The organism is Streptomyces sp. NPDC022910, from assembly GCF_055561075.1.
This window is the reverse complement of sequence record NZ_JBVHHL010000034.1, coordinates 1-19,434: the sequence shown is the minus strand read 5'-3', so window position 1 is coordinate 19,434 and position 19,434 is coordinate 1. Positions and strand designations below refer to the sequence as shown.

15 protein-coding genes, 1 tRNA gene and 1 pseudogene are annotated in these 19,434 nt (G+C 71.2%); 9 read left to right on the top strand and 8 right to left on the bottom strand.

The window, feature by feature from the left end:
* Window positions 1-134 precede the first annotated feature (134 nt).
* Entirely contained in the window at window positions 135-1,151 is a 1,017-nt protein-coding gene (locus ACZ3TS_RS27595; RefSeq protein WP_467622985.1) for an aldo/keto reductase, read from the top strand.
* Between the two features lie 214 nt (window positions 1,152-1,365).
* Here the strand turns inward: ACZ3TS_RS27595 and ACZ3TS_RS27590 are convergent, their stop codons facing one another.
* On the bottom strand, window positions 1,366-2,385 hold the full coding sequence (locus tag ACZ3TS_RS27590) for a cytochrome c oxidase assembly protein (protein ID WP_467622983.1): 1,020 nt from the start codon (window positions 2,383-2,385) through the stop codon (window positions 1,366-1,368).
* An 894-nt stretch (window positions 2,386-3,279) separates the two neighbouring features.
* On the opposite strand from ACZ3TS_RS27590, the gene ACZ3TS_RS27585 reads away from it, so the two are divergent.
* The 4 genes from ACZ3TS_RS27585 to fdh all read left to right on the top strand — a co-directional run bounded on the left by ACZ3TS_RS27585 (window position 3,280) and on the right by fdh (window position 9,553).
* The gene (locus tag ACZ3TS_RS27585; protein ID WP_467622981.1) at window positions 3,280-3,675 is read left to right on the top strand and encodes a hypothetical protein; all 396 of its coding nucleotides are present in this window, start codon (window positions 3,280-3,282) and stop codon (window positions 3,673-3,675) included.
* A gap of 138 nt (window positions 3,676-3,813) precedes the next feature.
* Window positions 3,814-4,836, top strand: coding sequence for a 4Fe-4S dicluster domain-containing protein (locus tag ACZ3TS_RS27580; protein ID WP_467623113.1), 1,023 nt, complete (start codon window positions 3,814-3,816; stop codon window positions 4,834-4,836).
* A complete protein-coding gene (nrfD, locus tag ACZ3TS_RS27575) occupies window positions 4,833-5,858 on the top strand; it encodes an NrfD/PsrC family molybdoenzyme membrane anchor subunit (RefSeq protein ID WP_467622978.1) in 1,026 nt (341 codons plus the stop codon). The genes ACZ3TS_RS27580 and nrfD overlap by 4 nt, the downstream gene beginning before the upstream one ends.
* Before the next feature lie 434 nt (window positions 5,859-6,292).
* Window positions 6,293-9,553 carry a formate dehydrogenase gene (gene fdh / locus ACZ3TS_RS27570; protein WP_467622975.1) on the top strand — a complete coding sequence of 1,087 codons (3,261 nt, stop codon included), beginning with the start codon at window positions 6,293-6,295 and terminating at the stop codon, window positions 9,551-9,553.
* Between the two features lie 24 nt (window positions 9,554-9,577).
* Here the strand turns inward: fdh and selD are convergent, their stop codons facing one another.
* Complete coding sequence (gene selD, locus ACZ3TS_RS27565; protein ID WP_467622973.1) at window positions 9,578-10,600, bottom strand: selenide, water dikinase SelD; 1,023 nt, start codon at window positions 10,598-10,600, stop codon at window positions 9,578-9,580.
* 77 nt (window positions 10,601-10,677) lie between these two features.
* Between selD and ACZ3TS_RS27560 the strand changes: the two genes are divergently transcribed.
* Window positions 10,678-10,771 (top strand) — tRNA-Sec (locus ACZ3TS_RS27560).
* A 34-nt stretch (window positions 10,772-10,805) separates the two neighbouring features.
* Here ACZ3TS_RS27560 and ACZ3TS_RS27555 read toward each other — a convergent pair.
* The 6 genes and pseudogenes from ACZ3TS_RS27555 to ACZ3TS_RS27530 form a co-directional block, all read right to left on the bottom strand.
* Window positions 10,806-12,554 (bottom strand): annotated as a pseudogene (locus ACZ3TS_RS27555) (SelB domain-containing protein); the annotation flags it as partial.
* Between the two features lie 5 nt (window positions 12,555-12,559).
* Window positions 12,560-13,942, bottom strand: coding sequence for an L-seryl-tRNA(Sec) selenium transferase (gene selA / locus ACZ3TS_RS27550; protein ID WP_467622970.1), 1,383 nt, complete (start codon window positions 13,940-13,942; stop codon window positions 12,560-12,562).
* Window positions 13,943-14,228: 286 nt separating this feature from the next.
* Window positions 14,229-14,390, bottom strand: a complete 162-nt coding sequence (locus ACZ3TS_RS27545; RefSeq protein ID WP_467622967.1) for an ANTAR domain-containing protein — start codon at window positions 14,388-14,390, stop codon at window positions 14,229-14,231.
* Window positions 14,391-14,583: 193 nt separating this feature from the next.
* The gene (locus ACZ3TS_RS27540; RefSeq protein WP_467622965.1) at window positions 14,584-15,207 is read right to left on the bottom strand and encodes a hypothetical protein; all 624 of its coding nucleotides are present in this window, start codon (window positions 15,205-15,207) and stop codon (window positions 14,584-14,586) included.
* Between the two features lie 447 nt (window positions 15,208-15,654).
* A complete protein-coding gene (locus tag ACZ3TS_RS27535; RefSeq protein ID WP_467622962.1) occupies window positions 15,655-16,050 on the bottom strand; it encodes a (2Fe-2S) ferredoxin domain-containing protein in 396 nt (131 codons plus the stop codon).
* Complete coding sequence (locus ACZ3TS_RS27530) at window positions 16,047-18,026, bottom strand: heavy metal translocating P-type ATPase (RefSeq protein WP_467622960.1); 1,980 nt, start codon at window positions 18,024-18,026, stop codon at window positions 16,047-16,049. Before ACZ3TS_RS27530 ends, ACZ3TS_RS27535 begins: the two co-directional genes overlap by 4 nt.
* A 133-nt stretch (window positions 18,027-18,159) precedes the next feature.
* On the opposite strand from ACZ3TS_RS27530, the gene ACZ3TS_RS27525 reads away from it, so the two are divergent.
* From ACZ3TS_RS27525 to ACZ3TS_RS27515, 3 genes are all read left to right on the top strand, one after another.
* Window positions 18,160-18,543, top strand: coding sequence for an ArsR/SmtB family transcription factor (locus ACZ3TS_RS27525; RefSeq protein ID WP_467622957.1), 384 nt, complete (start codon window positions 18,160-18,162; stop codon window positions 18,541-18,543).
* A gap of 336 nt (window positions 18,544-18,879) precedes the next feature.
* A complete protein-coding gene (locus ACZ3TS_RS27520; protein WP_467622955.1) occupies window positions 18,880-19,038 on the top strand; it encodes a hypothetical protein in 159 nt (52 codons plus the stop codon).
* A 9-nt stretch (window positions 19,039-19,047) separates the two neighbouring features.
* Complete coding sequence (locus ACZ3TS_RS27515; protein ID WP_467622953.1) at window positions 19,048-19,344, top strand: hypothetical protein; 297 nt, start codon at window positions 19,048-19,050, stop codon at window positions 19,342-19,344.
* Window positions 19,345-19,434: the final 90 nt, after the last annotated feature.

The window sequence follows — 19,434 nt, the reverse complement described above, 5'->3', positions numbered from 1 at the left end:
GTAGACCGAGGTGGTACGGGGATGGCCGTGCCAAAGGGGGTCTGCTGGACCCCCGGTCCGGGTGGGTCTCCCACCCGGGCAGTGTGCGGTGTTTGCCTGTTGCGAGAGAGCCATCGAGCACCAGGAGGCACCCCATGAAGCGCAGGATCCTCGGCGGCACCGGCATGTCGGTGAGCGAGTACGCGCTCGGCGCGATGATGTTCGGAGCGATGGGCAACACCGACCACGACGAGTCGGTCCGCATGATCCACACGGCGCTCGATGCCGGGATCAACCTCATCGACACCGCTGATGTGTACTCCGGCGGTGAGTCGGAGGTGATCGTCGGCAAAGCGATCAAGGGCCGCCGCGATGACGTCGTGCTGGCCACCAAGTTCGGGCTGGCGATGGGTGACGACCCCAATCAGCGCGGCGGCTCGGCTCGCTGGATCCGCCGTGCGGTGGAGAACAGCCTGCGCCGCCTCGGTACGGACTGCATCGACCTGTACCAGATGCACCGTCCTGATCCCCGCACCGACGTCGACGAGACCCTCGGCGCGCTGTCGGATCTGGTCCGGGCCGGGAAGATCCGTGCCATCGGGGGTTCGTTCTTCTCCCCGGAGGAGATCGTGGAGGCCCAGTGGGCGGCCGAGCGCCGCGGGCATCACCGCTTCCGCACCGAGCAGCCGCCGTACTCGATCCTGACCCGCGGTGTGGAGAGCCGCGTGCTGCCCACCGCCCAGCGCTACGGCATGGGCGTGCTGGCCTTCGGCCCGCTCAACTCCGGGTGGCTCTCCGGCCGTGCCGATCCCACTGCCGGGCACCGCAACGCCGGCGCCGGGGCGAAGATGTTCGACCTGTCCCGGCCGGGTGTACGGGCCAAGGCCGACGCCGTGCAGAAGCTCACCGCGCTGGCCGCCGAGGCGGGTCTGCCGCTGCCGCACCTGGCCACCGCCTTCGTCCGCGCCCACCCGGCCGTCACCGCGGTACTCATCGGTCCCCGCCGCCCCGAGCACCTCGCCCACCTGCTCGCCGGTGCCGACCTCGAGCTCGGCGACGATGTTCTCGACCGCATCGACGACATCGTCCCGCCGGGCGTCGACGTCAACCCCGACGACTTCTACATCGACCCCACCCCGCCCCTCACCGACAAGCGCCTGCGCCGCCGCTGAGCGTCCCCGTACGGGACCGACCCGCTTGAGCGCTCGGTCCCGTGGCCCACTGACGGTGTCAGTCGTCGTGGTCAGCGGTGGGCGCGACATCCGCCTTGGTGGTCTGCGAGGGCGGCAGGTTCGTCGTGGTCAGAGTGAACTGGAAGAGGCCCAGCCGGCCACGGGTTCTGCGACGCCCTCGGTGTACGGCTGACCTTGACTCTGCTCGCCCGGATCAGTCGCCCCGTCGCTGGCGTCGGATCCTCGCGGCCACCTCGTTCTGTTCGGTCTCCCACCAGGGGCGTACGAAATCGGGAGAGGATGTGCCGCTCCCCTGGTCCGCAGCCGGCGCGGTGACGGGAGCCAGTTCCTCGTCGAGTCGGCGGTCGAGGGCGGCGGTCTGGACGCGTTCGGTGCGCGCCCACTGCACCAGGATCGCCAGCAGGAAGGGCAGTGCCACCAGTTCGGCGATGCTGACCATCGCGCCGCCGCCGATCTGCTGGTCGTGGTGGACGTCCGGCGCCCACGACGGAGCGTGGTGCACGTACCAGGCGCCCGCGATCAGCGTGCCGTGCGTCATCACCACGACGCCGGGAACCGCGTCCACGATGCCGTCCAGGAACACCAGCGCCGCCCGTACCGGGTGGGTGCACCAGGAGGGCAGTGTCTGCTCGCGGGTGAGCACCGGCACGACGAACAGACAACCCGCGGCCAACAGGTGCAGATACATCAGCTCGTGCAACCACCCCACGCGCAGAGCGGTGGCGAAGTACGGCGTGAAGTAGACGGTCAGTTCGGTGGTGAGCACCAGGGCCGTGCTGACCAAGGGAAACGTCAGCACACGCACCACTCGCCCGGTCATGACGCGCCGGGCCCGCACCGCGGTGGCCTTCGGCAGTGCCTCGACGGCGAGCCGCAAGGGATCGCCGAGGGCCAGCCCGAGGGGCGCCACCAGGTCGAGCAGGATGTTCTGCACGGCGGCCGGCCAGAACAGCACGTGGTCGTACACGGCCAGCCCGGACATCGTGGCGGCCACCAGCGCACCGAGTCCGAGCAGCGCGAAGACGGCAAGACGGGCGAACGGCCAGGGAGTGCCCCGTCGGCGCAGCCGCGTGACGCCCCAACCGTAGAGCGCGCCCAGGAGGACGACCAGCAGCAGGGCGGGGACGTCCAGTTGCCATGAGGACAGCAGACGCCCCGCGGTCAGCGCCCCCGGCTGCCCGGCCGACAGATCGGTCACCGCGTAACCAACCATGCAGATCGCCCTCCTTCGGCTCACATGGGCGAGCCGGCTCGGTTCCCCAGCGGAACGGTAGCCTCCGGCCACTCTCGACCGGCAGCGGGGTGCCCGACGGCATGGCGAGCCCCGAACGGTCATACGAGGCGGCCCCCGGCTGATTTGCGTCCCCTGAGAGCGGAACCCGAGGAGTCCTGTCCGTCACAGCCGTAGTCACACCCAGGGAGTGCTTCGTATGCAGTCGGTGACCAAAGGACTGGTGGCGGGGCAGCAGGCACCGTCGCACTGAATCTGGCCACCTATGGCGACATGCTGCTTCGCGGGCGGCCGTCCAGTGACACGCCGACCGAAGTCGCGGACCGTCTCGTCGACCGCGCCGATATCGATCCGGGGGACGCGAGGCGAAGTCCCACCGTGAGCAGGCTACCGGTGCGCTCTTGGGGTACGTCACCGGCCTCGGAGTCGGAGCGGTGTACGGACTGCTGCGGCGTCGCGGCGGCTCGCCGCCGGCCTGGGTGGCCGGACCGCTGCTCGGCGCGGCGGCCATGGCAGGCAGCGACCTCCCGGCCGCCTCGCTCGGAGTGAGACCCGGCCGCCTGGGATCTGACGTCCTGGGCGTCCGACGTGGTACCGCATCTGGTCTATGGCCTCACCACCGCCACGGTGTTCGAAGCGCTGCGCTGATCACAGGCTGAACGGCGGTGTGCCCCGACGACGCCGTCCAGATCCGCACTCGTCGACCAGGGCTGCCACAGGGCCCAAGAGCGGCGCCGACCGCCCGTTCGTGCGAGGGTCCCAGCATGGGCTCGACCACCGGTGCCCTGACTGAGCCTCGGAGCCGAAGCGCCGAGCGCCGGTGTCGGACCCACCGATGAAGAAGCAGAGCCCCATGCCCTCGCCCTGGGAGCCCCGATGAGAAAGCCGAAGAGAGGTGGGCCGCACGCCGAGACGTCTCCCCTGGAGTTGTGCGACCTGTGCGCGGCGGCCTTCCCCGAGGAAGACGCAGTGCGGGGATACGTTCCGGACTCCTCCTCCGCACACCCCACCAACGACTGGTACGACGGCCTTCGTCTCATCACTGCGTGCAGCGACACACATTTCGGGGTCATCCGCGAGGCGTACCGGCGTCGCCCGTTCATCGATGAGGAGCTCTGGGCCGCGAAGATCACCCGGGCCCTGACCTCCGGTCCGCAGGCGCTCACCATCGTGCAGCTCGGCTGCAGGACGGGACTGCACGAGCCGGAGATCCGGCGCGCCATCGCATGGCACAACCAGCAGAGGCGGCGACGGCAACGGAGGGATTTCTGAGCGTCAGACCGCTGCGCACATGGACGTCCGCACACGCCGGTCCCTCCGTGGCGGTTTCGGGCGAGCGCCGTCCGGGGACTCGTGCCAGGCTCGATTGGGCGAGGAGGTTCGGACATGACGCATGGCAGCGCCACCGAAATGGACGGTGCAGGCGAGGACGCCCTGCGCGGCCACCAGCTTTTCGGTCCGCAGCCCAACGTGGCACAGGCGGCCGGCTACACCGACGCCCCGCCACGCATGGGCTTCTTCACGGACACCTCCGTGTGCATCGGCTGCAAGGCGTGCGAGGTGGCGTGCAAGGAGTGGAACGCCGTGCCGGAGGACGGCCTCGAACTGACCGGCATGTCCTACGACAACACCCAGGGGCTCGGCTCCGACACCTGGCGGCATGTGGCGTTCATCGAGCAACGAAAGCCACTCGGCGGCCAGGAGCCCGGTGTCGGCCACCGCGACGTCGACATCTTCGACGCCGCCCGAGGCCTCGGCACCTCCCCTTCCTCCACGGGCCCCGGAGCCACGGTCCCCACGCCCGATTCCGCACCCCCCGGCGCGTCGAGCGGGGCAGTCTCGCCCGTGTCGCCGGACGGTCGTACCGAGCTGCGCTGGCTGATGTCCTCGGACGTCTGCAAGCACTGCACGCACGCGGCATGCCTCGACGTGTGCCCCACCGGATCGCTGTTCAGGACCGAGTTCGGCACGGTGGTCGTCCAGGAGGACATCTGCAACGGCTGCGGCTACTGCGTGCCCGCCTGCCCGTACGGCGTCATCGACCAGCGCCGCGGCGACGGGCGCGCTTGGAAGTGCACGCTCTGCTACGACCGGCTCGGCGTCGGGATGGAACCGGCCTGCGCGAAGTCCTGTCCCACCGACTCCATTCAGTTCGGGCCGCTCGACGAGTTGCGCGAACGCGCCACCGCCCGCGTGGCCCAGCTGCACGCGGCCGGCATCGCCGATGCCCGCCTGTACGGCGAGAGTCCCGATGACGGGGTCGGCGGTGACGGCGCGTTCTTCCTGTTGCTGGACGAGCCCGAGGTCTACGGTCTGCCGCCGGACCCGGTCGTGACCACCCGGGATCTGCCCGCCATGTGGCGGCACGCGGCGGCCGCTGCGGCGTCGCTCGCCGCGATGGCCGCCGTCTGCTTCGTCAGGAGGCCGCGATGACCGGATCGGACGTCACCCGCAGCGGCGTGGAAGGAGCCCCTCCCGGACGCGACGCTCTCACCGGCGCGCACACCGGTCGCCGCCGACGACGACGCGGCCGCGGCCGCGGTGAACAGCCCATGGTGCCCGACGCGCAGTTCTCCTCCTATTACGGCAAACCGATCCTGAACAAGCCGACATGGGAGGCCCTCGACATCGCGGGCTACCTGTACCTCGGCGGTCTCGCCGGCGCGTCCTCGCTGCTGGCCGCCGGAGGGCACGCGACCGGACGGCCGGCCCTGGCCCGGACGGCGAAGCTGGGCGCGGCCGGCGCGATCTCCTTGTCCCTGGCCGCGCTGGTGCACGACCTCGGCCGACCGGCCCGCTTCCTCAACATGCTCCGTGTCTTCAAGCCCACCTCCCCGATGAGCGTGGGCTCGTGGGTGCTGGCCGGGTACGCGCCGCTCGCCATGGCCGCCGCGGCCACCGACGTAGCGGGCCGGTACCGCATCGTGGGCGCCGCCTCCACAGCGGCAGCCGCGGTCCTCGGCCCAGCGGTCGCCACGTACACGGCCGTACTCCTCTCCGACACGGCGGTGCCTTCCTGGCACGAGGGCTACCGCGAGATGCCGTTCGTCTTCGCGGGGTCCGCCGCGAGCGCGGCAGCCGGACTGGCCCTCGCATGCTCGCCATCCGAGCAGGCGCAACCGGCACAGCGCTTGGCGGTCCTGGGTGCCTCCTTGGAACTGGGCGCCTTCCAGCTCATGAAGCGGCGCATGGGCCTTGCGGCCGAACCCTACGAGCAGGGCAAGCCCCATATGCTGCTGCGCTCGGCGGAGGCACTCACGGCCGGCGGCGCCGCTCTGGCGGCGTTCGCCGGCCGACGAGGAAGCCGGCGACTTGCCGCGGCGGCAGCCGCGGCCCTGCTGGCCGGCTCGGCGGCCCTGCGCTTCGCGGTGTTCCACGCCGGAGTCGCATCGGCCGAGGACCCCAAGTACACCGTGGTACCGCAGCGGGAGCGGCTGGAGGCTCTCGCTCGCTGACGGCACGCCTCGGTGGCTGCTCGCTCAGCGCGGGACCTGGACCTGGATGCCTGGATGTCGTCGTGCGCCTGTAAGCAACCCTCGATCCCGGCCCGGACGACACCGCCCGGGTGGTGTCGTCCGGGCCGCATGGCGGTGAGCGTTTCCTCCGCGTCGAAGACCAGCAGGGGTGATCGGTTCCCACGAAGCACCCGGATGGCAGGCATCCGACCACTCCCGTCGCGCTGTTCGGCACCGAGGTCACCCGGACACTACAGGCGACGAGGCAGTCGTTTGGTGCTGCGCGCGGCGGGTACTCAGCAGCAGCCGAGCCGCAAGGAGATGCCCGCGCCGCCACATGGCCTTCCAGGATGCCGTGTTCGCCCGGCTGCGGGAGAATCTGCGGCAGGAGTACCACGGGACGGCAGGCAGCGAGCACCGAGAGGGCGGAGGACATGGGCGTACGCACATGGATCGACTCCTGGCCGGTCTACCGCCAGCTCAAGGGGACGGATCCACTGGGCCGCGGGGCCGCGGCCAAGAGCGGTGCCAGCGCCCGGCTCACCGCTCGGACCGCCACCGCGGACCGCGTGGTCAAGTCGGTCTGCCCGTACTGCGCCGTGGGCTGCGGCCAGAACGTGTACGTCCAGGACGACCGGGTCACACAGATCGAGGGCGACCCCGACTCCCCCATCTCCCGCGGCCGTCTGTGTCCCAAGGGCGCGGCGAGTCTGCAGTTGACCACGGGCGACGCTCGCGAGCACCACGTCCTGTACCGGCGCCCGCACGGCACCGAATGGGAGCGTCTCGACCTCGACACGGCCATGGACATGATTGCCGACCGGGTGATCGAGGCACGCCGGGCCGGCTGGCAGTGGGAGGTCGACGAGACCCGCACCCGGCGCACCCTCGGCATCGCCAGCCTGGGCGGGGCCACGCTCGACAACGAAGAGAACTACCTGATCAAGAAGCTGTTCACCGCCCTTGGCGCCATTCAGATCGAGAACCAGGCGCGCGTTTGACACTCCTCCACCGTTCCCAGTCTGGGAACCTCGTTCGGACGCGGCGGCGCGACCACCTTCCAGCAGGACTTGCAGAACTCCGACTGCATCCTCATCCAGGGTTCGAACATGGCCGAGTGCCACCCGGTCGGGTTCCAGTGGGTGATGGAGGCCAAGGCCCGCGGAGCGAAGGTGATCCATGTCGATCCGCGGTTCACCCGCACCAGTGCGCTGGCCGACGTGCATGTGCCGCTGCGGGCAGGCTCGGACATCGCCTTCCTCGGCGGGATCATCAACTACGTCCTGCAGAACGACAAGTACTTCCGCGACTACGTGGTGGCCTACACGAACGCGCCCGTCGTGCTGAGGGAGGACTTCCGCGACACCGAGGACCTCGACGGCTTCTTCTCGGGCTTCGACCCCGACAGCCACAGCTACGACAACAGCAGCTGGCAGTACGAGGGGACGGAGGTGCACGCGGCCTCGGGAGAACGCGACCAGGAGTACGACAAGCGCACCGGCGGCGGCAGGTCTGTCGCGGAGGCCGCACGCGGCGAGGCCCACGGCGCGGGCGGCGCCGCCATCGGTGAGGGCGAACCTGAGCGCGACGAGACGCTGTCCCATCCGCGCTGTGTCTTCCAGGTCCTCAAGCGGCACTACGCCCGCTACACCCCCGAGATGGTCGAGCAGATCTGCGGTGTGCCGCAGGACCTGTTCGGCCAGGTGTGCGAACTGGTCACGGAGAACTCCGGACGCGAGCGGACCACTGCCATCGCCTACGCGGTCGGCTGGACGCAGCACACCGTGGGCGTCCAGTACATTCGCGGGGCCGCCGTCCTGCAGAGCCTGCTCGGCAACATCGGTCGGCCCGGCGGCGGCATCCTCGCCCTGCGTGGGCACGCCTCCATCCAGGGCTCGACGGACATCCCCACGCTGTTCAACCTGCTCCCCGGCTACATTCCCATGCCGCACGCGCACCACAACCAGGACCTCGACGCCTTCGTGCGGGCCGAGGCGGCCCGCAAGGGATACTGGGGCAACATGCGCTCCTACCTGGTGAGCCTGCTCAAGGCGTACTGGGGCAGTGCCGCGACCCCCGACAACGACTTCTGCTTCGACTACCTGCCGCGCCTGACGGGCAGCCACTCCACCTACGAGACGGTCATGTCCCAGCTGTCGGGCACCTGCAAGGGCTACTTCCTGATGGGAGAGAACCCGGCGGTCGGCTCGGCCAACGCCAAGATGCAGCGCCTGGGCATGGCCAACCTGGACTGGCTCGTCGTACGGGACTTCTCGCTGATCGAGTCGGCCACCTGGTGGAAGGACGGCCCGGAGATCGAGACCGGAGAGCTGCGCACCGAGGACATCCGTACCGAGGTGTTCTTCCTGCCGGCCGCCGCGCACACCGAGAAGGACGGCAGCTTCACCAACACCCAGCGGTTGCTGCAGTGGCACCACCAGGCCGTCGAGCCGCCCGGCGACGCCCGCAGCGACCTGTGGTTCACGTTCCACCTCGGGCGCATCATCCGGGAGAAGCTCGCCGGGTCCACCGACCCGATGGACCGGCCCGTGCTCGACCTGACCTGGAACTACGTCACCAAGGGCGAGCACGCCGAACCGGAGGCGGAAGCGGTCCTCGCCGAGATCAACGGACACGACGCCGAGGGCAACCCGCTGGCGTCGTACGAACAACTCAAGCCCGACGGCTCCACCGCCTGCGGTTGCTGGATCTACTGCGGGGTCTACGCCGACGGCGTCAACCAGGCGGCGCGCCGCAAGCCGGGCAAGGACCAGAACTGGGTCGCGGGCGAGTGGGCCTGGGCGTGGCCCGCCAACCGCCGCATCCTGTACAACCGCGCATCGGCCGACCCGGACGGCAGGCCCTGGAGCGAACGCAAGGCGCTGGTGTGGTGGGACCAGGACCAGGCGGGATGGGTCGGCCACGACGTCCCCGACTTCGCCAAGGACAAGTCCCCCGACCACCGGCCGCCCAAGGACGCGACCGGCCCCGCGGCGCTGTCGGGCACCGACCCGTTCATCATGCAGGCCGACGGCAAGGCCTGGCTGTACGTTCCGTCCGGGCTCACCGACGGGCCGCTGCCGACCCACTACGAGCCGCAGGAATCGCCCTTCCCGAACCTGCTGTACGGCCAGCAACGTAATCCGGTACGGCAGTTGCTGCCCTCGCACCCGGACAACCGCTACCAGCCCAGCGGCGACGAACCCGGATCGGAGGTGTTCCCCTACGTCGCCACCACCTACCGGCTCACCGAACACCACACGGCAGGCGGTATGTCCCGCTGGCAGCCCTACCTGGCGGAGCTGCAGCCGGAGTTCTTCTGCGAGGTGTCACCGGAACTCGCCGCCGAGCGCGGGCTGGAGCACACCGGCTGGGCGACGATCGTCAGCGCCCGCAACGTCATCGAGGCTCGCGTCCTGGTCACCGACCGGGTGCCGCCCCTGACGGTCCACGGGCGTACGCTGCACCAGGTAGGGCTGCCCTACCACTGGGGGCCGAACGGCTACAGCACGGGCGACGCGGCCAACGAACTGCTGCACATGTCCCTCGACCCCAACACCCATATCCAGGAGTCCAAGGCCTTCGCGTGCGACATCCGGCCGGGACGCCGTCCCAGGGGTCCGGCCGCGGTCGAGTTGGTGCGCACCTACCGGGCGCGGGCAGGCATCGACGAACACACCGGCACCGAGCTCTGACCGCGAAGGGCCGGTTCCCGTCCACTACTTGAGCACGAGCGAGTGCGGACCACGCGGGACGAGCTCCCCGACCACCGGCGCCCCGGGCACCTCCCCCGCCACGAGCAGCCCGCCCGAGGTCTGCGCGTCGGCCAGGAGCAGACGGGTGTCGGAGTCCGTGTCCCCGAAGTCCGTGAACGGCGCCACCCACTCGAGGTTCCGCCTGGTGCCGCCGCTCACGTATCCGTCCCGCACCGCCTCTCGGGCCCCCTCCAGGAACGGCACGGCGGCGGTGTCGACGACCGCGGTCACGCCCGAAGCCCGCGCCAGCTTGTGCAGGTGGCCGAGGAACCCGAAGCCGGTCACGTCGGTGGCGCAGGTCGCTCCGGCGTCCAGGGCAGCGGCTGCGGCATCCCGGTTGAGGGTCACCATCGTATCGACCGCCTGCTCGAACCGCCGGCCCGTGGCCTTGTGCCGGTTGTTGAGCACGCCCAGACCGAGGGGCTTGGTCAGCGACAGCGGCATCCCGGGCCGGCCTGCGTCATTGCGCAACAGCCGTGCCGGGTCCGCCAGGCCTGTGACGGCCATGCCGTACTTGGGCTCCGGGTCATCCACACTGTGCCCGCCGCCGATGTGACAGCCCGCCTCGGCAGCGACGTCCAGCCCGCCGCGCAGCACCTCGCGGGCCAGGTCGAAGGGCAGCACGTCGCGGGGCCATGCCAGGAGGTTGACGGCGAGGACCGGGCGGCCGCCCATCGCATACACGTCGGACAGGGCGTTGGCCGCGGCGATGCGCCCCCAGTCGTAGGGGTCGTCGACGACGGGAGTGAAGAAATCGGCCGTGGACACCACGGCCTGCGCGGCGGCGCCTGCCCGGGCGGGCAACGCGACGACGGCAGCGTCGTCCCCGGTGGCCAGTCCGACGAGGAGCGGCGTCTCGCTCGCGGTCGGCGCTGCCGACAGCCCACCGAGCACATCCTCCAGCTCACCGGGCGGGATCTTGCAGGCGCAGCCGCCGCCGTGGGCGAACTGCGTGAGCCGTACGGGCGTTTCGCGGGTCGTGGTCATACCGGTCCTCCTGTGGGGGTGCGGCAGTGTGGTCGGTGGGGGTGGTGGCGAGCCGTTCCGATACCCTGGCGGGCGGTGGAGGCGTGTGGGTGCCTGGTGGCCCTCCCGGTCTTCAAAACCGAGGTGCCCGAGGATCTCGGGCAGGCGGGTTCGATTCCCGTCCGCCTCCGCTGCCCGCGCCGGATCGGAAGCGCCGACGCCGGTCGTCGACTCTCTCCGTGTAGCCCTGGGCGTCCAGGAACTCCAGCAGTGGCACGGCCACCCTGCGTGTGGTGTCCAGGGCCCGGCGGGCCTCGCTGAGGGTGAACGGCTGGGGCAGTCGGCGCAGGACGGCGGCGGCCTGGTCCCCCGCGCCCGGAAGCAGCACGATGCCGTCGGTCACCGCCAGCAACGCTCCGGCGCAGACCGCGGCGGCCACCGCCTTGCGGGTGAGCCCCAGTTCCCTCAGCCGGTCTGCCTCCGGCGCGCGGAACGGTGCCCGCGCCAGCTCGCGCCGCACGGCGTCGACGGCCGCCTGGACGGGCGGCGGCAGGGTGGGCTCGATGCTGCCGGGCGCGTACAACCGGCCTTGCTTACACAGCAGCTCACACGTGCCCGGCGTCTGGGCGAGCGCGTCGACCAGGGCCCGGTCGGGCAGGCCGAGCAGGCGGCGGGCCGCCTCGGACGGCAGGCCCGGCTCCAGCGGCTGCCGCTGTGCGTACCGCTCCACCTCGGCGGCCAGTCGCTCGCGCAGGCCCGCCCAGTGGACCTCATCCGCGAGCCAGTCCCCGGCCACAGGCACGGCGGGGGGCGCCACCCCCATCGCCAGCAACTCCGACCGGCGGACGAGTTTGCGTCGCCGCAGCTCCGCGGCACCGTCGGGACGACCGGTCATGGCGGCGAGCTCCGCGGCCCTGGCGCGCCCCGCGCCACGGCGGGCCAGTCGCGGCGGGCGCACGTCCAGCACGGTCACGCCGCAGGGCACACGCCGACCACCCGGCTCCCGCAGCACGGCCCGGTCTCCGATCCGCAGGGGCAGCGCTCGGCTCAGTGCCAGTCGGGCGGTGTCTTCGCCCAGCGGACGCACCGTTGCCGCGACGGCGGACGTACCGATGTGCAGGCTGACCGTCCTGGGCAGGTCGTCGGCCCGATCGCCGGCGATTCGTGCGTCGATCAGTTCGGTGAGCAGCCAGCGGTCCGGTGTCAGCAGCACCTGCCCCCGCCGCAGAACACCGTCCAGGGGGCCGTGCACGTTGACCGCCACGCGCGCCACACCGCTGACGGTGGACCGTTCCTCGTGCAGGCACTGCAGACCGCGCACCCTCAGGACAGCCGAACCGTCGCCCGTCACCAGCCGGTCACCGGCGCGCAGTGTGCCCGCTCCCAGCGTGCCGGTCACCACGGTGCCGTGGCCGCGTACCGTGAAGGCGCGGTCCAGCCACAGCCGCACGTCCGCGTCGGGGGGCGGGTCCGGCAGCGAACGTGCCAGCCCGGCCAGTTCCGCGCGCAGGTCGTCCAGTCCGGCGCCGCTCACCGCGCTCACCGCGACGGACGGCACCGCACCCAGCGAGGTGGCGGCGATACGCTCGACGGCGTCGGCACGCACCGGTTCGGGGTCCGCAAGGTCACTGCGGGTCACCGCCAGCACGGCGTGCCGCACCCCGAGCGCGTCGAGGATCGCCAGGTGCTCCTGCGACTGTGGCTGCCAGCCCTGGTCGGCGGCCACCACGAACAGCACCGCGGGCACGGGGCCGACCCCGGCCAACATGGTCGCGACGAACCTCTCGTGGCCGGGTACGTCCACGAAGGCGATGTGTTCCTCGTCGGGGCGAAGGCGGGTCCACACGAACCCGAGATCGAGGGTCAGCCCCCTGCGCCGCTCCTCCTCCAGGCGGTCGGGTTCCATCCCGGTGAGCGCCCGCACGAGGGCGGACTTGCCGTGGTCGACGTGTCCGGCGGTGGCCAGAACCCGCATCACGCCTACCTCCCCGCGGCCGACCGCACGGCCTCGGCCAGCCGCTCGTCGTCCTCGGGCGGCACCGCCCTGAGGTCCAGCAGGCACCGCCCCGCCTCCAGGCGCCCGACCACCGGGCTGGAGCCCGTGCGCAGCACACCGGCGTACGACTCCGGCACGGACAGCGCGGCACTCGGCAGCGTCACACCGGGTGCACCGCCGCCGCCCACCGTCGCGGCGCTCTCCACCGCCCGTACGTCGATGCCGTCGGCGCTCAGGGCTGCGGCGAGCCGGTCGGCGCGGTCCCTGAGCCCTCCCGGGTCGGCGGCCAGCGCGGCCGCGGTCGGGGTTTGCGGACCGGTGAGCGTCGCCTCGAGCGCGGCCAGGGTCAGCTTGTCCACGCGCAGGGCACGTGCCAGCGGATGGCGCGACACGGTGCGCACCAACTCCTCTTCGCCCAGGAGCAGTCCGCACTGAGGTCCGCCGAGCAGTTTGTCGCCGCTCGCGGTGACGAGTGCGGCACCGGCCCGCAGCTGGGTCTCGGCGTCGGGCTCCTCGGGCAGCTGCGGATGGGGGGCGAGCAGCCCGGATCCGATGTCGACGACCACCGGGACGCCCAGCGCCGCCAGCTCGCCGGCAACGACGGCTCGGGTGAACCCGGTGATGCGGAAGTTGGAGGGGTGCACCTTCAGCACGAAACCCGTCTCCGGGCCGATCGCGGCCGCGTAGTCGGCAGCCGTCGTGCGGTTGGTGGTGCCGACCTCGCGGAGGCGGGCCCCGGTGGAAACCAGGAGGTCCGGCAGCCGGAAGCCGTCCCCGATCTCCACCATCTCCCCCCGGCTGATGACGATGTCCTTGCCGGCGGCGAGCGCGGTGGCCACCAGGACGAGTGCGGCGGCACCGTTGTTGACGACATGCGCTGCGGCGGCGGACGGCACCCGTTCGCACAGCGCCTTCAGTGCGGTGCGCCCGCGGCGGGCCCGTACGCCGGTCCGCAGGTCCAGCTCGACGTCCGTGGGCCCCGCAGCCTCCCGCACCGCCTGCCGGGCCGCCTGAGACAGCGACGCCCGACCCAGGTTGGTGTGCAGCACCACGCCCGTGGCATTGATCACCGGCCGAAGCCCGCCGACCGTACGGGGCAACAGGGCGACCGCCGCATCCTCCACCTGTTCCGGCGGGATACTGCCGTCGCGTACCTGCTCCTGCGCCTGCCGTACCGCAGCCTTCACCACACGCGAGCCCAGTCGGCCCATCGCCTCCGACAGACGCGGATCACGCAGCACGGCGTCGGTGCGAGGAATCCGCCGACGCACGTCGGCGGCGTCGCGGCCCCGGGACGATCCACCGACGTGGGACGCAGCCGCGGTGGACGTGTCGCCGGTCCTCTCCTGCGTGACCCGCTGCTCCATGCAGCCCCTCCCTGTCCGGCCCGGCCTCCGGCTGTTCGAGGAGAACCCATCGTCTCTCAGTGCCCGCGGCCGACCGTTCAACACGCCGGAACGACGGCGGCTGCGCGTTCAGCGGCTTCCGCGGGCGAGGGAGGGATGCCCGCGCTGCCCGCCGCTCGCCCTGGTGCGGCCGCCTGCGGCGGGGTGCCCGGTGGCTGCACCTGCGAGTCGCGCCGGAAGACGTCCGCCAGTCTGCGTTCGGTGACCTCGGTGGTGGAGCAGCACCTGTAGCGGTCGATGGCCCGCCTCAACTCATCCAGTTCTCCTGGGGCAGGTCACCGCCCTCGGCGAGGTCCAGGATGTGTTCGGCGACGAGCCGGAGCTTGGTGTTGGTGCGCTGCGAGACGTCCCGCAGGACCCGCCAGGCTTCCTCGGGCGGGATCTGGCCCAGGACGACCACGGCACCCATGGGCCTGGTCGACGAGGCCGTGCGCGGTCACGGCGTGCTGCAGGTGCCCGTTCTCCGCCCGCAGCCGCTCACACTCCTCGGGCAGGTCGGTGGCAGAGAGGTGCTGCGTCGGCCGACGCCTGAATCTTGTGAAGAGGGTGATGGGTCTCCTGGTTGCGCGGGAAGGGGATGGTGCGCAGCGTGCCTCGATTTCTCACCTCCGCCTTCTCTCGGAAGCATTCTGAGCACGACCCAAGTTCTTGTCACGCCTCAATTCATTGCCGGCGAGGGCCACCGTGGTGGTGACGCGCACGACGCAAGGCCTCCGGGGGGTCGAGCCGAAACCGAACCGCACGGGGGGATCGACCGGAGTGAGCAAGCCGAGGTCCTGGCCCTCGTAGGAGGCGTCGGCGGCGATGACGGGATACAGGCCCTTCGCCCCGTACCACTCGTAGCGGCCGGCGCCCGCGCTGCCGCAGGTCCGCACCCCCCGCAGCACTCGAGCGGGAAAGGACACCAGCCACGCCCAGGCCGGACGGGCGGCAAGCGGAGCGGGCACGGCTGTGAGAAGGAGTCCCACGAGGCCTATGCGGCCGGTGGTGAAGCGTAGGTCCAGGGAGGACGCCGCGACCGTCCACTTCGTCCCTGTCACATCCACCCCGACAGGTACCACCCGTACTTCGTCGAAGGTGTACGTGTCGGCGAGGAAGGCAGCTGTCCGCGACGAAGGGGCCAGCAGGACACGGTGACCGTCCCGGCGCTCGAGCATCACGTCGCTGAACGGGCCGAACGGCGATCGCGCCCAGTGCCCCACCACCACACGGGTACCGGACGACATGCCGATCCCCGCGATCCAGCCCTCGAAACACAGGCGAGTGCGTGCGGCGGACCGTCTGCTCAGCGTGCCCCGAAGGCGACCGTCGCCCATGGCGCACCGACTACCCGGCCACCGGTCGCGAAACCCTGGCTAGCTCCTCGGGCCGAGGCCCGAGGATTCTGGCCCTCCGTTCAGGGTACTGTGCCGCAACGCGGCATGTGCGGGTGCGGATTCCGTGGCTTCCTGCTTCGCCGCTCGATGCAGGAAGGGGTTCCGGTCCTACCTGCGCTCCACAGGCCGCCACCACCAGTCCGGCGGCCGTTTTGATATTGTCTGCGGCTTTGTGACCCCGGTCGTGGACCGTGCCGCACGCAGCACACGCCCAGGTGGGCAGGTGCAGGGGGTTGGGCCCGCGGCGGCATCTTCGGCCCGCAGGCCGACGGCGGGGGAAACGCAGTCCCGCGCCGCTCAGCCCTCGACGGCCCGCCGTATACGGCGAGATGGACCGAACTCGTACAGGTCGAGGATTATCGGCGGATCGGCGAGACCCGGTCCGCCCGCCCGGACCCATGCGGCGATGTCCGCCGTCGCATCAGTGTCGTTGACCAGCCGGAGCCAGACCGGGCGGCCGCCCGCGGCCCGCCCGGCCGAGGACGGTTGTACGACGATGACATTGGCCTGCTCGCACGCGTCGAGGCAGTTCACCGCGCGCACCTGGGCGACGTCCACCAACTCCGCTTTCAATGATGCGAGTTGAGCGGGGTGGTCGACGCCGGGAATCTTGGCCGTGCCACAGCAGCAGCCGCGGCAGACGGTGACCGTGCACCGGGGCGCCGTCTGGACGGGAGCCTTGCGGCGGCTCATTGGGCGGCCCGCTTCCAGGCCGCCTCGCGCAGCAGCCGCAGACCGTTGAGGCCGACGATGACGGTGGAGCCCTCATGGCCCGCGACGCCGAGCGGCAGCGGCAGGTTGCCCACGAGGTCCCAGACGACCAGGCCCGCGATGAAGACCGCGGCGATGACAAGGTTCTGGACGACGAGCCTCCCGGCACGCCGGGACAGGGAGATCACGGCGGGGACGGTGGCGAGCTCGTCGCGGACGATCACCGCGTCCGCGGTCTCCAGAGCCAGGTCGGAACCCGCGCGACCCATCGCGACGCCCGTGTGGGCGGCGGCGAGGGCAGGGGCGTCGTTGACGCCGTCACCGACCACCATCACCCTGCTGCCCCGGCTCTCCAGATCTCTGACCGCGCTCACCTTGTCCTCGGGCAACAGCCCGGCCCGTACGTCCTCGATACCGACCTCGGTGGCGAGACGGGCCGCGGCGCGCGGGTTGTCCCCGGTCACCAGCACGGGCGCGCTCCCGGTGAGCGACGTCAGCGCGGCGACGGTCCCGGTGGCGTCGGGGCGCAGCCGGTCGGCGATGCCGAGTACGCCCACCGGCACGCCGTCCACCGTCACCAGCACCGCCGTCCGTCCGCCGTCCTCCAACTCCGCGGCAAGGACCACCGCACGAGTGGAAGCGGGGTCGGCGGCCCGGTGGAGCAGCCTGGCCGGGGCTCCGACCGCGATCACGCACCCGTCGACGGTGGCCCTCACCCCGACGCCCGGTGTGGATTCGAAGTCTCGCGCCACCGGCAGGGCGAGCCCCTTTTCGCGCGCGGCGTCCACGACGGCTCGGGCCAGCGGATGCTCGCTCGGGTGCTCCGCCGCGGCTGCGAGCATCAGCAACTGCTCCTCGCCCGGCCCGAATCGGGTCAGCGGCCGCACATCGATGACGCGCGGGGTGCCCTCGGTCAGCGTGCCGGTCTTGTCGAGTGCCACCGCGTCGACCTGGCCCAGCCGCTCCATGACCACGGCCGACTTGACCAACACCCCGTGCCGTCCGGCGTTCGCGATGGCGGACAGCAGCGGCGGCATGGTGGCCAGGACGACGGCGCACGGCGATGCCACGATCATGAAGGTCATCGCGCGCAGCAGAGCGTCGGTGAGGTTCACTCCGAAGGCCGGCGGTACGAGGAACACGGCGAGCGTCGCCGCCACCATGCCGAGTGAGTAGCGCTGTTCGACCTTCTCGATGAACAGCTGGGTGGGCGCCTTGGTCTCGGACGCCTCCTCCACCAGGCGCACGATCCGGGCGATCACCGTGTCGGACGCGTCGCGCTCGACCCGTACGCGCAGGGCGCCGGTTCCGTTGAGGGTGCCGGCGAAGACCTCGTCGCCCTTCTCCTTGACCACGGGCAGCGGCTCACCGGTGATGGTCGCCTGGTCGACCTCGCCTGCCCCGTCGAGCACCTGTCCGTCGGCGCCGATGCGCTCGCCCGGCCGTACGAGGATGGTGTCTCCCACGGCCAGATCCACCACGGCCACGGTCGTCTCGCCGCCGTCGGCGTCGACGCGGGCGGCGGTGGCCGGTGCCAGGTCGAGCAGACCGCGCACCGAGTCGGCGGTCCGCGCCGTGGCGAGCGCCTCCAGGGCGCCCGAGGTCGCGAAGATGACGATCAGCAGCGCACCGTCCATCATCTGCCCGATCGCCGCCGCTCCGAGCGCAGCCACGACCATCAGCAGGTCGACGTCCAGGGTTTTTTCCTTGAGCGCCCGCAGGCCCGCCCAGCCGGGTTCCCAGCCACCGGTCGCATACGTCAGCGCGTACAACGGACCCCACACCCACACCGGGGCGCCGGTCAGCTGCAGCGGGAGCGCCAGCAGGAAGAGGACGGTGGCCGCGGCCGCCCAGCGCGCCTCTGAAAGCGCCAAGACCCGGGTGCGGCGCCGAGGAGCACCGCCCTCGTGCGGAAGGGCGGCCCGGTCGGCCGGGGCCGGGGCGAGTGTGGAGGTCATCGGAAACGGAAGTCCTTCACGATGGCATGACGGGGGGCGGGCAGCCGGGTATGCCGCTGCCTCCCCCCACCGTACAGGACCAGATGAACACTCTTTCATGCGTTCATGGATGCGGCTCCGTAGGATGAGGGGCATGGGTCATGGAGCTGACACAAAGACCACCGCCACCGCGCGCGAGCGCCTTGAAACCGTGGGTGCCGCCGACGTGGCCGCCACGCTCCAGGCCCTGGCGACCCCCTCCCGGCTGCGCATCCTGACCCGGCTCCAGGAAGGCCCGTGCGCGGCCACGGAACTCGCCGACGCCGTGGGAATGGAGCAGTCCGCCTGCTCCCACCAGCTGCGCCTGCTGCGCAACCTCGGCCTTGTCACCGGAGAGCGCCGAGGCCGCTCGGTCATCTACGCCCTCTACGACAACCACGTCGCCGAACTCCTGGAGCAGGCCCTGTACCACGTGGAGCACCTGCGCCTGGGCCTGCGCGACATCCCGGCCCCGGCCGCCGCGGCCGGGGCACAATGACACATCCCTCGGCCTGCGGCACGGTCGCCGCCGCCGTACCTCCCCACGGGGCGCCACCTACTCAAAAGCCTCGGAATATTACGCAAGTTGGCCCGTGCCAAATCGGGGGCCCGCGTCGAGCCCCCGCCACGCTGGTGGGGCGCGGGAGGCCGGTATGGCCCGTCGGCGCACGAGATCGGTACCGGCAGCGAACGGGGCCGACAGGGTGTCCGGTTGCTCACGGCACCATCGCGTGCGCCCCTGGGCAATACGACATCCTCGGACGTATCGCCCTCGACGGGTGCGAGATCCAGTTCGACGGTCCGGCCCGGCCGCACCGTCGAACTGATCGAAGCCATGGTTATCGTCGCCGAAGGCCGCTGGGCCGGCCTGGACACCAGCGTCACCTTCGGCCCGAGCGGCCGGCGCATCACGAGCCCCGTCCTGCACGACGTCACCGGTCCGGTCGGACACGCGCGGGAGGTTGTCCCCCTTGGCCCGCTGCCGGGCCGTTGAATCTGGTCCATGACAGAGAAGACCGGTGGGCTTCAAGGACAGTCGGTTCGCCCGGGGAAGTACGCACGCGTCGAGCGGGAAAGGCGGTTCCTGCTGGCCGAGCCGCCGGCAGCGTCATCGATCACGATGACCCGCGTGATCACCGACCGGTATCTCGTGGGGACACGTCTGCGACTGCGCCATGCGGAACGCGCTGACGGCAGCCGCGAACTCAAACTCACGCAGAAAGTACCCATCCCTCAGCCGGGCGCAGTACAGGGCCTGATCACGAACACGTACCTGTCACAGGCCGAGTACGACCTGTGAATCGCCCCGGGTTTGATGGAGACATCGAAGACCCGGAAGGATGCCGATCATGGCTGCTCCCCGTAAGTACCCTGACGAACTGCGCGAGCG